This window comes from Pontibacter qinzhouensis (genome assembly GCF_008017455.1).
Taxonomy (GTDB): domain Bacteria; phylum Bacteroidota; class Bacteroidia; order Cytophagales; family Hymenobacteraceae; genus Pontibacter; species Pontibacter qinzhouensis.
Map to the genome: position 1 here is coordinate 1 of NZ_VRTY01000019.1, position 14,047 is coordinate 14,047.

The 14,047-nt window shown below is 48.6% G+C and carries 9 protein-coding genes; 5 read left to right on the top strand and 4 right to left on the bottom strand.

The annotated features are described in order from the left end of the window. The 4 genes from FVR03_RS06820 to FVR03_RS06835 all read left to right on the top strand — a co-directional run. Window positions 1–1,881, top strand: a 1,881-nt coding sequence (locus FVR03_RS06820; RefSeq protein ID WP_147920990.1) for an MBG domain-containing protein, incomplete at its 5' end; no start/stop codon positions are given. A 412-nt stretch (window positions 1,882–2,293) separates the two neighbouring features. Then, window positions 2,294–3,562 carry a replication-associated recombination protein A gene (locus FVR03_RS06825; protein WP_147920991.1) on the top strand — a complete coding sequence of 423 codons (1,269 nt, stop codon included), beginning with the start codon at window positions 2,294–2,296 and terminating at the stop codon, window positions 3,560–3,562. 192 nt (window positions 3,563–3,754) lie between these two features. Further along, window positions 3,755–5,518, top strand: coding sequence for a signal peptide peptidase SppA (gene sppA, locus FVR03_RS06830; protein ID WP_147920992.1), 1,764 nt, complete (start codon window positions 3,755–3,757; stop codon window positions 5,516–5,518). A gap of 438 nt (window positions 5,519–5,956) precedes the next feature. Continuing rightward, window positions 5,957–6,769, top strand: a complete 813-nt coding sequence (locus FVR03_RS06835) for a purine-nucleoside phosphorylase (protein ID WP_147920993.1) — start codon at window positions 5,957–5,959, stop codon at window positions 6,767–6,769. A 15-nt stretch (window positions 6,770–6,784) separates the two neighbouring features. Here the strand turns inward: FVR03_RS06835 and FVR03_RS06840 are convergent, their stop codons facing one another. From FVR03_RS06840 to FVR03_RS06850, 3 genes are all read right to left on the bottom strand, one after another. After that, a complete protein-coding gene (locus FVR03_RS06840) occupies window positions 6,785–7,591 on the bottom strand; it encodes a DUF4249 domain-containing protein (protein ID WP_147920994.1) in 807 nt (268 codons plus the stop codon). After that, on the bottom strand, window positions 7,591–9,912 hold the full coding sequence (locus FVR03_RS06845; RefSeq protein ID WP_147920995.1) for a TonB-dependent receptor: 2,322 nt from the start codon (window positions 9,910–9,912) through the stop codon (window positions 7,591–7,593). Before FVR03_RS06845 ends, FVR03_RS06840 begins: the two co-directional genes overlap by 1 nt. 444 nt (window positions 9,913–10,356) lie before the next feature. Then, window positions 10,357–12,213, bottom strand: coding sequence for a M61 family metallopeptidase (locus FVR03_RS06850; RefSeq protein WP_147920996.1), 1,857 nt, complete (start codon window positions 12,211–12,213; stop codon window positions 10,357–10,359). Between the two features lie 502 nt (window positions 12,214–12,715). Between FVR03_RS06850 and FVR03_RS06855 the strand changes: the two genes are divergently transcribed. Then, complete coding sequence (locus tag FVR03_RS06855) at window positions 12,716–13,414, top strand: TIGR04283 family arsenosugar biosynthesis glycosyltransferase (protein ID WP_147920997.1); 699 nt, start codon at window positions 12,716–12,718, stop codon at window positions 13,412–13,414. A 2-nt stretch (window positions 13,415–13,416) separates the two neighbouring features. Here FVR03_RS06855 and FVR03_RS06860 read toward each other — a convergent pair whose 3' ends face one another. Next, window positions 13,417–14,019, bottom strand: coding sequence for a TIGR04282 family arsenosugar biosynthesis glycosyltransferase (locus FVR03_RS06860; RefSeq protein ID WP_147920998.1), 603 nt, complete (start codon window positions 14,017–14,019; stop codon window positions 13,417–13,419). Between the last annotated feature and the right edge of the window lie 28 nt (window positions 14,020–14,047).

A 14,047-nucleotide genomic window follows, 5' to 3' on the forward strand; every position in this document is an offset into this window, starting at 1 on the left:
TCTTACATGCTGCTACCGGGTGGCACCGGAGAGGCCACGCTTTCGGGCACCAACAACCAGCTGCTGAAAACGGTAAAGCAAGGTACGGTGCTGCTACGGGCAACAATAGCCGAAGACTTCCGGTTTCGGCAAGCCTACCGCGACATCATCGTCACGATCGTGAAAGGAACCCAAACAATTTCTTTTGCTGCCATTCCGGATAAAACCTTTGGCGTGGCTCCTTTCGATGTTGCTGCTACAGGAGGCGGATCTGGCAATGCAGTGGTTTTAGAGGTGAAATCTGGTCCGGCAACTATGGTTGGTAATAAGGTAACGGTAACGGGTGCTGGTACTGTTACTATTCGGGCTACCCAGGCAGGTAATACCAATTTCGAGGCAGCACCTGCTGTAGAGCAGAGCTTCCTAGTTAAAAAGATAGTGCCGGTTATAACTTTCGGCAACATGTTAAAAACCTATGGCGACAATGCCTTTAACCTGGCTGCAACAGCAGATGTAGCCGGAACCATTACCTACAGTGTTGTAGCAGGAGGTACCGGTGAGGTTGCCTTGTCGGGGAGTGGGAGCAGGACTGTTACGATAAAAAAAGCGGGTACAGTGAAGCTACGCGCCACTATGGCCGAACAGGCGAATTTCGGTGCAGCCACCAAAGAGGCGGAGCTTGTAATCAGCAAGGCCTCTGCTACTATTACCCTGGGCAACCTGAGTCAAACCTATACAGGCCAAGCCCGACCGGTTACAGCTACTACCACACCAGCGAACCTGAGCACAAGCATCACCTACAATAGGAACGCCGCAGCACCCGTAAATGCCGGCACTTATACGGTAGCGGCCACCATTTCTGACCCGAACTATACGGGAGAGGCGATCGGAGAACTTTTGGTGAGCCAAGCATCGCAACAGATAACTTTTCCGGCTCTGGCAGACAAAACCTACGGCGATGCTGCTCTTGATCTGAATGCCACCAGCACCGGATCCGACTTGCCTATAAACTATGCCGTTGTGTCTGGGCCAGCCACTGTGGCAGGAAGTAAGCTAACTCTAACAGGAGCCGGAGAAGTAAGAGTGCGCGCCACTAAACCCGGAAATGTTAACTACACGGCAGCTCCGGCAGTAGAACGTAGCTTCCGAGTGGCCAAAAAAGAACTTACTGTGAAGGCGGCAGATAAGCAGCGTGTATACGGCGAAACTAATCCCGGCTTAACACTTACTTACAGCGGTTTTATAAACGGTGACTCTGAGGCAGCACTGGCTAAGGCTCCTGTGGCTACCACCACTGCCACCACCACAAGTGCTGTGGGTACTTACCCGATTGTAGTAGCAGGAGGGGAAGACGAAAACTACACATTCAGGTATGAGGCAGGTACCTTTACCATTGGCAAGGCCACCGCTGTTATTGCACTCTCGGAGTTGGAGCAGCTGTATAACGGTGAAGCGAAGCAGGTACTTTACGCCACCACGCCATCAGGTTTGCCTGTGGCCGTAACCTATAATGGCTCCACGGCGGCACCTATGGCAGTTGGCGAGTATACAGTGCGTGCCGTTATAGAAAACGAAAACTACACAGGCGAAGTAACAGCTACTCTCCGGATATTGGGCCCAACAGCAGCAGGCACCGCAGTTGCCTCTAACTCCGAAATAAGGCTGTATCCGAACCCGACCAGTATTGGCCACATCAGGATAACCGGGGTGGAGCAGCAGCAAACTATACAGGTGCAGGTGCTAGATGTTACCGGCCGAAATGTGTGGCAAGGGCAACTACGAGCTGATGTTTCCGGTGAGCTGGAACTACACCTGAATCCTGACCTGAAGCCGGGGCAGTACACTTTACAACTTACGACTACCCGCAACTTCAGAAAAGTCCTGAAGCTGGTGAAGCAGTAGGAGCGGGCTTTATTTGGCATAATAAAAACCAATTATTCAAATGAAAATGGCCTTCCGGAAACTCTAAAAAGATGTTAGATACTAGATGTTAGATTAGAGACTTTTAATCAGTTAAAAGGTATGGGATACAAGTTTTCATACACTCATTCATTCACTCAAAATTTCTTCATCTTCAAATTTCCAAATTTCCTAATCTTCAAATCAGTAATCTAACCAATCAACCAACCAACAACCAACAATCAACAATCAAATTATTCGAATAAAAATAGCCTTCCAAAGCCAATTTAGCCAAAATGTGCCAAGGGTATTAAGTGAAGATAAAATGATCTCAGGCATGGAATATCCAAATCTGATGATTCCGGAAAGATAGTCCGCTTTGAATTGATTAACTTAGGGGCTAATTTTTTTGCTGATGATTCAACCAAACACACCACTGGCCGAGCGCATGCGCCCACACTCATTAGACCAATATGCTGGGCAGCAGCACCTGGTGGGGCCAAACGGTATTTTAAGGCGATACATAGAAGGTGGCGTTATTCCTTCCATGATTTTGTGGGGACCTCCGGGCGTAGGCAAAACCACACTGGCCAACATAATTGCGAACCAGATGAAATTGCCTTTCGTGGCTCTCAGCGCCATTAACTCCGGCGTAAAAGACATCCGGGAGGTAATTGAACAGGCCCGCAAACGGCACGGTACCGTATTGTTTATAGACGAGATTCACCGGTTTAATAAATCGCAGCAGGATGCCTTGCTGGGTGCTGTAGAAAAAGGAACCGTAACGCTGGTAGGAGCCACCACCGAAAATCCTTCGTTCGAGGTAATTTCAGCGCTTTTGTCGCGCTGCCAGGTGTACATACTCAAGCACCTGACGAAAGACGAACTGATAGCGCTCGTAAACAAAGCCCTAACTGAAGACGAATGGCTCCGGAACCTGAACGTAACCGTGCAGGACTATGAGGCGCTACTTACCATTTCAGGAGGCGATGCCCGCAAACTGCTCAACCTGCTGGAGATTGTGGCCGAAGGTGTAAAAGGCGAGCAGGTAATCGTAACGAACGACATGGTGCAGCAGGTGGCCCAGCAGAACATCGTGATGTACGACAAGTCTGGTGAGATGCATTACGACCTGGTATCTGCTTTTATAAAATCCATCAGAGGCAGCGACCCCAATGCAGCCATTTACTGGCTGGCCCGCATGATAGAGGGTGGCGAAGATCCTAAGTTTATAGCTCGCAGGCTGCTTATTTCTTCATCAGAAGACATTGGGCTGGCTAACCCGAATGCGCTGCTCATGGCAACTTCCTGCTTTCAGGCCGTGCAGATGATCGGGTACCCTGAAGCAGAAATTATACTATCGCAGGCAACTGTTTACCTGGCAACATCGCCTAAGAGCAATGCCTCTTACAAAGCCATAAAACAGGCAAAGCAGCTGGTGCAGCAAACCGGCAACCTGCCCGTGCCCTTGCACCTGCGCAATGCACCTACCAAGCTTATGCAGGAAATAGGCTATGGCAGCAACTACAAATATGCCCACGACTACAGCGGCAATTTTGTGGCGCAGGAATTTATGCCCGATGGCGTTGCCAACAGAATATTGTACGACCCTGGTCAGAATGCCCGCGAGAATGACATGCGGAAACAACTTAAAACACAGTGGGGGAGTAAATACCGGTATTAAACTCCGGCCAGGTGCCTGTGCCTCTGCTCAAAATAGACCGCCAATGTAAAGGTTCGTCTATAAAAAGAGCTTGTTGGTATAATAGTAAAAAAGGTAGCTACATGAGTTGAACTATTAGGTGTAAATTTGCTTATTGTAATAAAAGAGCCCCGGTTGGCTTTTCTTAATGCTTACTAAAACCCGCTATAACAAATGTTAAATTTTCTGAAATATGTGCTGGCCACCATCCTGGGCCTGTTCATATTCTTTTTTGTAGGAATGCTGATCATGTTCGGCATAGTAGCCGCCACTGCTTCTAAAGGTGATGTGGAAATTGCTGCTAACTCGGTACTGGAACTGAAGCTCGACAGGCAGATATCGGAAAGAGACCCGAACAACCCGCTGCAGGAACTTGGCTTTTCGTTTGGCGCTTTCTCCAGCACCGATGGCCTCGACCAGATTAAGGCCGCCATTCGCAGAGCCAGCACCGACGACAACATCAATGGTATTTTCCTGAACATGGGCTTTGTAGATGCCGGCATGGGCAAGCTGGAGGAAATCCGGAACGAACTGATTGAGTTTAAGAAGTCGGGCAAGTACATTGTGTCTTATGGCGATGTAACCTCCGAAAAAGCTTTTTACCTGGCCTCAGTTGCCGACAAAATTTACCTGAACCCGATGGGCACGCTGGAGTTCAATGGCATCAGCTCCGAGGTGTTTTTCTTTAAAGGCACCCTGGAGAAACTCGATATTCAGGCGCAGATCTTCAAGGTTGGCGATTTTAAGAGTGCTGTAGAGCCCTTTTTCCTTGATAAAATGAGCGAGGCCAACCGCACCCAGATGAACTCATTCCTGAACTCCATAAACGATTACCAACTGCAGAACATTGCCAAAGCCAGAGGCAAAACATACGAGGAACTCAAAAACATTTCGGACAACATGCTGGTGCGCGACGCCCAGGATGCAAAACGACTTGGCCTTATTACCGATATAGGGTACTACGACGAAGCCATTACCTTTATGAAGGAGCAGGCCGGCCTGAAAGAGGATGAAAAACTGCACCTGGTAGAGCTTAAAAAGTACAAAAATGTTGAAGGTGATAAAGAGTCATCTTCTTCTAAAAACCGGATTACCGTTATTTATGCCGAAGGCGACATTGTAGACGGCAAAGGCGATGAGAATGAAATCGGTAGCCACCGTTTTGCCGATGCCATTCGCACCGCCCGCCTCGACGACCGGACCAAAGCCGTAGTGTTGCGCATCAGTTCACCGGGCGGCAGTGCCCTGGCCTCTGACGTTATATGGCGCGAGATACAGCTTACCAGAAAAGTGAAGCCTGTTATAGCCTCTATGTCTGATGTGGCTGCATCAGGAGGATATTACCTGGCCATGGGCTGCGATACAATTGTGGCCCACCCGAACACCATTACGGGCAGCATTGGGGTGTTTGGTATTGTGCCGAACATGGAAGGTTTCTTCAAAAATAAACTGGGTATAACCACCGACAGAGTAAGCACCGGCCAATACTCTGATGTGCCAACCGTTAGCCGCCCCATGACCAATTTCGAGAAAGAAGTGGTACAACGGGAGGTAAACAATATTTACGAAGTGTTTACGAGCAAAGCCGCAGAGGGCCGGAACATGACGCAGGATCAGCTCAAGCAGTTTGCCTCGGGCCGGGTTTGGTCTGGTATAGAAGCTAAGGAACGCAAGCTGGTAGATGTGCATGGTGGCCTTGAAACAGCCATTGAAATTGCCGCAGCAAAAGCAGGTATTTCCGATGATTATCGCCTACGGGAGCTGCCACGTGCTAAATCGTTGTTCGAAGGTTTGCTGGGCGATATGGGTTCGCAGGTAAAAGAACGTGCCGTTAAAGCAGAACTTGGCGAAATGTACCCCATGTATAAGCTTTATAAAAAAGTGGAAAACATGCAGGGTATGCAGGCCCGGATGCCGTTCGAACTGTCAATACAGTAACGAGCTTTCCCTTAAAAGCAGAAGCCGCTTTCAGGATCATGATTCTGAAAGCGGCTTTTTTATTTTGTATTTTGAATGAGTGACAAATAGTTTTGAATGAGTGATTAAGTGAATTTATTAATTTTGGTCTAGAAAGAAGCTCTTACAGGCACACTTTAGACCCTTCTCCGAAAACTGATGGAATACCTTTTGAAGGCTGTTTTCATTAGAATAATCTGTTTAAAGAGGGTAGCTGCTACAGCCAGCGCACGATAATTCTATTTAATTACAATGACTGATTGAATGATTGAGTTAAAAATAATACTTTGATAACCAGTGAGTAGTAAATTGATTTATTTCAAAATAATTATGTCAGCTTACTTGTCTATTATTCACTCATCCATTCAATCAAAATTTTAAAATCTACTCATCCACTTATTCAAAATTCAAAACTACAACATGCAGCAACTACAGCAAACCGCCTCATTTATAAACCAGCAGACCAACAGTTTTTCTCCTGAATTCGGTATCATACTGGGCACCGGGCTTGGCGCACTGGTAAAGGAGATAGAGGTGCAATTCAGCTTATCGTACGCCGACATTCCTAACTTCCCGGTTTCGACGGTGGAAAGCCACTCGGGCAGACTGATCTTCGGCTTGCTGGCAGGCAGGAAGGTAGTGGTAATGCAGGGCCGTTTTCATTACTACGAAGGGTATACCATGAACCAGGTAGTGTTTCCGGTGCGTGTCATGAAGCTGCTGGGGGTGCAGAGGCTGTTTGTGTCTAATGCCGCTGGTGGTTTAAACCCCCAGTTCGAAACCAGCGACCTGATGGTGATTACCGACCACATAAACCTGCAGCCAAGCAACCCGCTGGTAGGCAAAAACCTGGATGAACTTGGGGTGCGCTTCCCGGATATGAGCGAAGTGTACGATGAGAAAATGATCAGACAGGCGATGGTAATCGCCGAAGACGCTGATTTTGATCTGCAGGAAGGTGTGTATGTGAGCGTGCCTGGCCCGATGCTGGAAACAAAAGCAGAATACCGTTACCTATCGTTAATAGGCGCAGATGCTGTGGGTATGTCTACTGTGCCGGAAGTAATTGCTGCCCGCCACATGAACATGCCTGTTTTTGCGGTATCTGTTATAACGGATATGTGTACCCCCGACAGGCTTAAAAAAGTAGTGCTGGCCGATATTCTCGAAGCCGCCGCCAAAGCAGAACCACACATGACTATGCTGATCCGGGAACTAATCAGGCTGCAGTAGTACCAGTTGCCGTTGCTATTTAATTATAACCATTTTCCGGTCGTAAACCAGGTTGGTAAATATGCCTATTCCACCCTCTACTGTAGATTTAATGCGCGAAGGCTGAGCAAAAGGGTTGCCATTGGCATTTTTGGCATCGGAGGTGGAGGTGAGAAAGTCGTAATACTTTTGCTCGATGTGGTAGAGTGAGATGATGAGCGTATCGTTTTTTCTGTAGTTATAGCCACTCCCAATGCTGACACGCTGGCCATTTGTCAGGTTATCGTTTACAAAAAAATCGCGGGCAGAGGCTTTTTCTACACTGTCGCGGTGCACTACGTAGCGGTAAAAGTTTGCTTTGTCAGGATCATCCTGAAAAGAGGTCAGTAGCAGGGCTTCTTCCTTTTCGTTGAAGCGCCACTCAATCGTATCGATGGGTACGCGAGGCAGGATGGTGGTGGTGGCCGTAACTTTACGGCCCTGGTTATCGCTTACATCGAGGGTATACATATCGCCGGGTTGCCCGGTCATTATCTCATCGGAACGGTGCGTGTAATATTTGTTGTACACCGGGTCGGCATGTGGCTGGTAACGTAAGGCAATACGGCGGCCTTTGTAGGTAATAAACGCTTTAGCATCAGGCACAAGCGGCACCTCTGGCTCATCGAAATAGCTGGAACTCTCGAGCACCGTAATGCGGAGTGGCCTGCCATACTCCAGGTACCCTTCTACCACCAGCACAGGCTTATGTGGTGGCAACACCACATCAATGTCTTTCTGCAGGTTACAGCCAGCAAGTAGCGGCAGAAGCAGGAGGAGGTACAGGGTGTTTGGCAGCTTCATCAGAATTTAAAGTTATAGGTAACAGATGGAATAACCGGAAACAGCGATACTTGCTTGGCCTTAAAAGCGATGGGCGTTTTTTCTGTTTCATGGTTAATCTGGTCGAAATACACAAAATAGGGGTTGCGCCTGTTGTAAGCGTTATAGATGCTGAAGGTTAGATCAGACTCACCGCGTTTTGGTTTCATCTTAAGTACCAGGCCTAGGTCGAGGCGGTGGTAAGCCGCCAACCTGAAACTGTTACGATCGGAATAGATAGGTACAATGGAGGCTGTGCGGCCTTCTATGTCTTGCATGGCAAAGCGGGCAACCGGAAGCGAGTAGGCATTGCCGGTGCCGTATACAAAGGCCCCGGTCAGGCTAATGCGTTTGTTGAGCTTGTGCAGCAACACCACACTTATATCGTGGCGGCGGTCGTAGCGGTTTGGGAACCGGCGACCATCGTTTATATCTGCAAACTGGCGGTAGGTCCAGGAGAGGGTATACCCGATCCAGCCGGTGGTTCTACCTTGTATCTTCTCCAGGTAGAGTTCGTTGCCGTAACTTTCGCCTTTGCCGAACAGAAACTCATTTTCCAGGCTATCGTTTACGAACAGGTTGGCGCCGTCGCGGAAGTCGATCTGGTTGTGCATCCATTTGTAATACACTTCGTTGGTGAGCAGGTATTTACCTTTGCCGAGTAGTTTGCTTGCCCCAAATGCCACCTGCTGCGAGCGCTGCGGCTTTACGTTCGGCGACGAAGGATACCAGACATCCGTTGGCAACGAGGCACCTGAGTTAGCCACCAGGTGGATGTACTGCATCATGCTGGCAAAGCTTCCTTTCAGCACCAGTGTTTCGGTGAGGTTATATTTGGCGGAGGCACGTGGCTCTACTCCGAAATAATTTTTGCCGCTGTTGCTGAAGCCCGAGAAACGCAAGCCATAGTTCAGTGTCAGGAGCGGGTTTACCTCATAATCATCTGAGACATAAGCGCCAAATTCTATTGCCCCGAAACTGTTGCCTGTCGCCACCGAAAACCTATCGTCGTCACCGTCGAAGTTCAGGCGGCCAATCGTGAAGCTGTGGTTAGTAGCCACGGCACCAATTTTTAGATGATGCTTTTCATTCAGGATCAGGTTGAAATCGGTTTTGAGCGTAAAGTCCTGAATATCTGATCGGAGCCTGAGCGAGAAAACATCTATCTGGTTGGCAATGGTATATTGGTAGCTGCTGGTAGAAACGGTAGTATTTACAAAAGCTCTGGCATTAAAGCTGTGGCGCCAGCCCAGCGAAGCCATGGTGTTGCCCCAATCAAAGCCAACCTTAAAACTTGCATCGCTGAATTTAAAGAAATCTCTGCCATAGTAACTGCTGAAGGTTAGCTCATCTTTACGGGAGAGTTTGTAGTTAAACTTGCCGTTTAGGTCGTAAAAATAATAATCGGGGATGGGGCTATAGTCGGCGCTGCCTTCGTTGGCTTTGTTGAGCATGCGCGTAAACACATCGGAGTAGGTGCGGCGGCCAGAAATTATAAACGAAGCCTTGTCTTTTACCAGCGGCCCCTCCAGCGTCAGGCGGGAGGAGATAACACCTAACCCACCTGTTACCCTATAGTTATCGGGGTTTCCTTTATTCAGTTCCACATCTACCACCGACGACAGCCTGCCTCCGAACTGGGCCGGAAATCCGCCTTTATAGAGCTCCACACTTCGCACCGCATCCGGGTTAAACACACTGAAAAAGCCGAAAAGGTGCGAAGGGTTATAAATAACCGCATCGTCGAGGAGCACCAGGTTCTGGTCGGGGCCGCCGCCGCGCACATACAAGCCGGAGGCACCCTCGCCACCCGACTGCACCCCCGGTTTCAGTTGCAGCGTTTTCAGGAGGTCTACTTCCCCGAAAAGCGCCGGCAGCAGCTTGGCTTCTGTGGAGGTGAGTTGCTCAACACTCATTTGGTTTGTGTTGAGTTTCTGGCGCAGCGTGTTAGCCTCCACTACCACCTCCTGCAACATATTGCCGCCATCTTCGAGCCTGAAATCAAGCTCTTGGTTTGTTCTACCGACAGTGAGCGGTTGCGTGATGGTTTCGTAACCGATAAATGAGACCTGCAGGGTGTAAGTTCCGGCTGGTAACTCCAGCCGGTACATGCCTTTTGCATCAGTAATGGTGCCGATACCCAGTTGGGGCACACCCACTGTTGCGCCTGGCAATGGCTGCCTATCTGTGGCAGAGCGTACCTGTCCGGTAATTGTTGCATTCACCACCTGTGCCTGCGCCAAAGGAGCCTTAACGAGTAGCAGCAGCAGAAAGAGAGAAAGCAGGTAAGACGGCAGGTGCATGTGGCGTGTATGGTAGTCGGAGTGTAAAGGATAAACTAAAAGAAAAGGTTTCTGAGAGGTTAATTGGGCCCAACTGAAATGGCATTTCCCATTTCCTTTATGCTATATCCGTTAATGGAAAAAATTGAGAAAGCTTTCTTCATTCAAAATTTTATTATCTCTAAGTTGAAATCAACAAAAAGCAACTAACAACCAACAATTAAATCAACCAGCAATTATTCAAATAAAAATTGCCTTCAGAAGCATTTTCGTGTTTTTGATGCCAAGGGTCACTAAATCAAGTCTTATAAAGTTAATAATTATTGACGAAGTAACACTTTGAACAAGCCTTTGTTTGTAAGCTCCAGTTAATTTTAAGCCTGATAATCAGTAAAAAAGCCACACTGTTTGTAGATGTGGCTTTTTTACTGATTTTGCGGATAAGCTAATGCTTGTAAGTTTTTTTTACAGGTTCAGCCACGCTCGCAGCAACTCAAGTTGTTCGGCAGTAGGGGCAGCCGAAGGTTCGAGGCGGTGCATCACGGAGCTGTTAACGGCGGTTACTTTTCCTTTCAGCTTCTTCTTTTTAAGTTTGCCGGCTTTGTTGGGGCGAGCCACTGTAAACTCAATTTTGCTACCGGGTGCTGCATTTTGCAGTTCGTAACCTATGAGGTCGCGTATGGTTTCTGGCGTAATTTCTTTGCCATTCATGGCGAGTAGCTGGTCTCCGGGTTTAAAGCCGATTTTCTTTCCAAAAGCATCCATCTCGCCTGTTTCTGCTACTATAATGCGGCCGGTCTCCTGGTCTAGGCCAGGCACGAAGCCACCGTAGGAGTTCACTGTTTGGGTGCCATCGGGGTCGTAGGTTACACCTACTTTGGCAAATGTCTCCTGCAGTGGCAGTGGCTCCGGGCCTTCTACATAGCGCGCAAAAAACTCCCTGATCTCCGGAAACGTCAGCTCTGTGATTTTATCGAACAGCTCCTCATCCTGAAAAGGCTTGTCTTTGCCGTAGGTTTTGGCCAGGTCGAGCATGAGGTTGCGCAGCCCGTACTGCCCCTCCGACAGCTCCCGCAGCCGCACATCCAGCACCAACCCGATAAGGGCACCTTTCTGGTACACGTTCGGGTACTGGTTTTCATGCTCCTCCAGCACGCGTGCGCTCATTTCAGTAAAGGGCAGAGTGTCGTTGTAGTAGTTGCGGGCCGTAAAAATGTATTCGCGCACTTTGTCCATGTATTCTTCAACAGAAATAAGTTTCTCATACACCTGCACATGTGAGGCAAAATACTCCGTTACCCCCTCATACAGCCACAAGTGCTTCGACATTTTAGGTTCTATATAATCGAAGTTCCCGATTTCTTCGGAGTGGATGGAGAGCGGCGTCACGATATGGAAAAACTCATGTGCCGCCACATCGCGTACCGTGGAACTGAATTGGGCCTCGGGCATTTCGGGCAGAAAATATACCGAAGAGTAAGAATGCTCGAGCGCACCATAAGAGCCAGATTTACCTACTTTCTCCGGCACATAAATTAGAAAGGCGTATTTGTCAACGGGCAGGGTGCCGCCAAGGTAGCTTCGCTGAGCCTCCAGAATATCCTGCACATTGGCTGCCACCGGTCCCGAGGTTACTTTACCCGACGGGCTGTAAACCGATACCAGCACTTCAGTTTTGCCGAGGCGCAGTACCGTAGTGTCAGGTACGTTGTACATCAGGGGGTTATCGGCCAGGTCCATGTAGTTGTCCAGCTGAAACTTGTCGGAAGTGGCGGTGGTAGACACAGCTTGAAGTGGAGTGGAGCCGTAGAAGCCGGCTGGTTTTGTTATGTTCAGCTCATAAGGCACCTGCTTCATGTTATCGAAGTAGCCGATAAAGCCGAAGGTGTTGAGCAGGAAGTTCTTGTTCTCTTCTATGTTTGTGCCGGCCGGTTCAAAAATGATGTCTTCCTTTTTTGGCGTATCAAAGGTGTCGTCTACCCAATAAGTTACTTTATGCAGGGCGGTGGCATTGTTGATTTTCCAGCGGTTGTTGTCCAGCTTTTCCGTTTTCAGCTGGTTTCCGCTTTTATCATACGCCTTAAACTCGTTAATAAACTTTCCGAAGTCAGAAATAGAGTATGTGCCCGGCACTATCTTCGGCATATTATACACAATTTCCTGTTGCTTAATGGCAGGCGCCAGCATCGTAACCATAACGCGGTCGTTCTGTACCTTGGTCAGGTCGAGGGTAAAGGTATAGCGGTCAGGTTGTTGAGCAAAGGCAGCCAGTTGCAGGCACAGGCTCAGCCCCAGGAGTAAAAATGTTCTGCGAAGCGTCATGCGTAGGTTTTTTGGTTTCAGATATTTAGCTAACGGAAAGGCGGGCTTTTTGGGTATGTTTTGGTGAAGAGGTGGTGATAGCGCCAATTTTGGGTTGTGGCTTCTAAGGTGCTGAGATTAATTTTTCAGCCTTCTTGTTCTTTGTAAATTTTGGGTTAACCCTTGACATGAAAATGACTTTTTTGCTTTGGAAGGGCTTTTTTATTTGAATAATTGATGTTTAGTACAGTCAATAAAGGAGGCTATTTATAGATTTGTTTTGCTTGTCTCACCAGTACATATAAACTGCGATACAACTTATCGGAATCTGTAACAACTTTTATACAAATCATGAAAATTCGTGTGTCATGAATCGTGTTATTTGTGTCGTATTTTTCGAGGCGATGCAATTTCGGACTCCGATACATGAAGACGCAGGCTATAACTTGCGCAAATAATTCGGAAGTGATGTGTTATTTGTTCTTTCCTGAGGCTACGGCCGTACAATAATTTTTTGCAAATTATGGCCGAGAGCATCAGCATTCTAATACCAACTTACAACGAAGCGGGGGGCATTGTGAGGCTCCTCCAGTACCTGCAGCAGCATGCGCCTGCCGCCGAGTTTCTGGTGGTTGATGGTGGCAGCACCGACAATACCCAGGCTCTGGCCAAAGCTGCCGGCGCAAAGGTGCTGACATCGCCTAAAAAAGGCAGAGCGGCTCAGATGAATGCAGGAGCAAGAGCCGCTGCCGGAGAACTGCTCTATTTTCTGCACGCCGACACATTTCCGCCAGCCCATTTCGTGAGCCTTATCTCTGAGAGTCTGGCTGCTGGTTACGGAGCAGGTTGCTTCAGGCTTCGGTTCGACATGGACCATTGGTTTCTGAAGGCCAATGCTTTTTTTACACGCTTTAATGTAGATCGGTTTCGGTTTGGCGACCAGAGCCTGTTTATCCGTAAAGAGCTGTTTGAGCAGGCAGGCGGTTTCCGCGAAGATCTGATGGTGATGGAAGACCAGGAAATTATTGGCCGCATCAGGCAGGTAAGCCGGTTTAAGTTGTTGCCTGCTGCCGTTACTACCTCTGCCCAGAAGTACCGGGAAAATGGCGTTTACAGGTTGCAGAGCATCTTCTTTGTAATTTACACGCTCTACTACCTGAAGGTGCCACAGCAAAAGCTACGCAGCATCTATAACCGCCTCATCAGAAAATCGAAACTTTAGGTTTAGACCTTAAACTGTGGGAACTTTGCCAGGTCGCTGGCTATGTCGATGTCGGAGAGGGTGGGGAGGAGGAAGGCTGTTTTGCCAAGCGCTTGCAAGGTTTGCTGTGTCTGCTGCAGTACCTGGTCGGTGCTCCAGGTTCGGTTCAGGAAAAGTTCCGATAATGGCTCGGAAGTGCCAATCAGGTAGTAGCCTCCGTCTGTGGCAGGACCAATTACCACAGGGTGCTGTCTTAGCTGCTCAAAGGCCGTGTGCAGGTGCGCTGGCGCCAGTTCCGGGCAGTCGGAGCCAATGAGCACTACCTGTTTATACCCGGCTTCAAAAGCAGCTACAAAGGCGGCGTGCATGCGCTCGCCGAGGTCCTGGCCTTTTTGAGTAAAGGTGTGGTATGGCTGTTTGGTATGGTTGGCTGCAGGTTTTGGTAGTTCGGCATAATAAACGGCTTTGTCGGCTGTGGGCACCTGCTCCGCTACCTGCAAGGTGTGTAGCAGCAGTTGCTTGTAAACTGCCAGTGCCTTTTCATCGCCCAGATCTTTAGCAAGTCGCGTTTTGACCTTCCCTTTCTCAGGATTTCTGGCAAAAATAATCAAAAGGTTTTCGTTCATATAAACAACATAAAAGGCCGGACCCTTG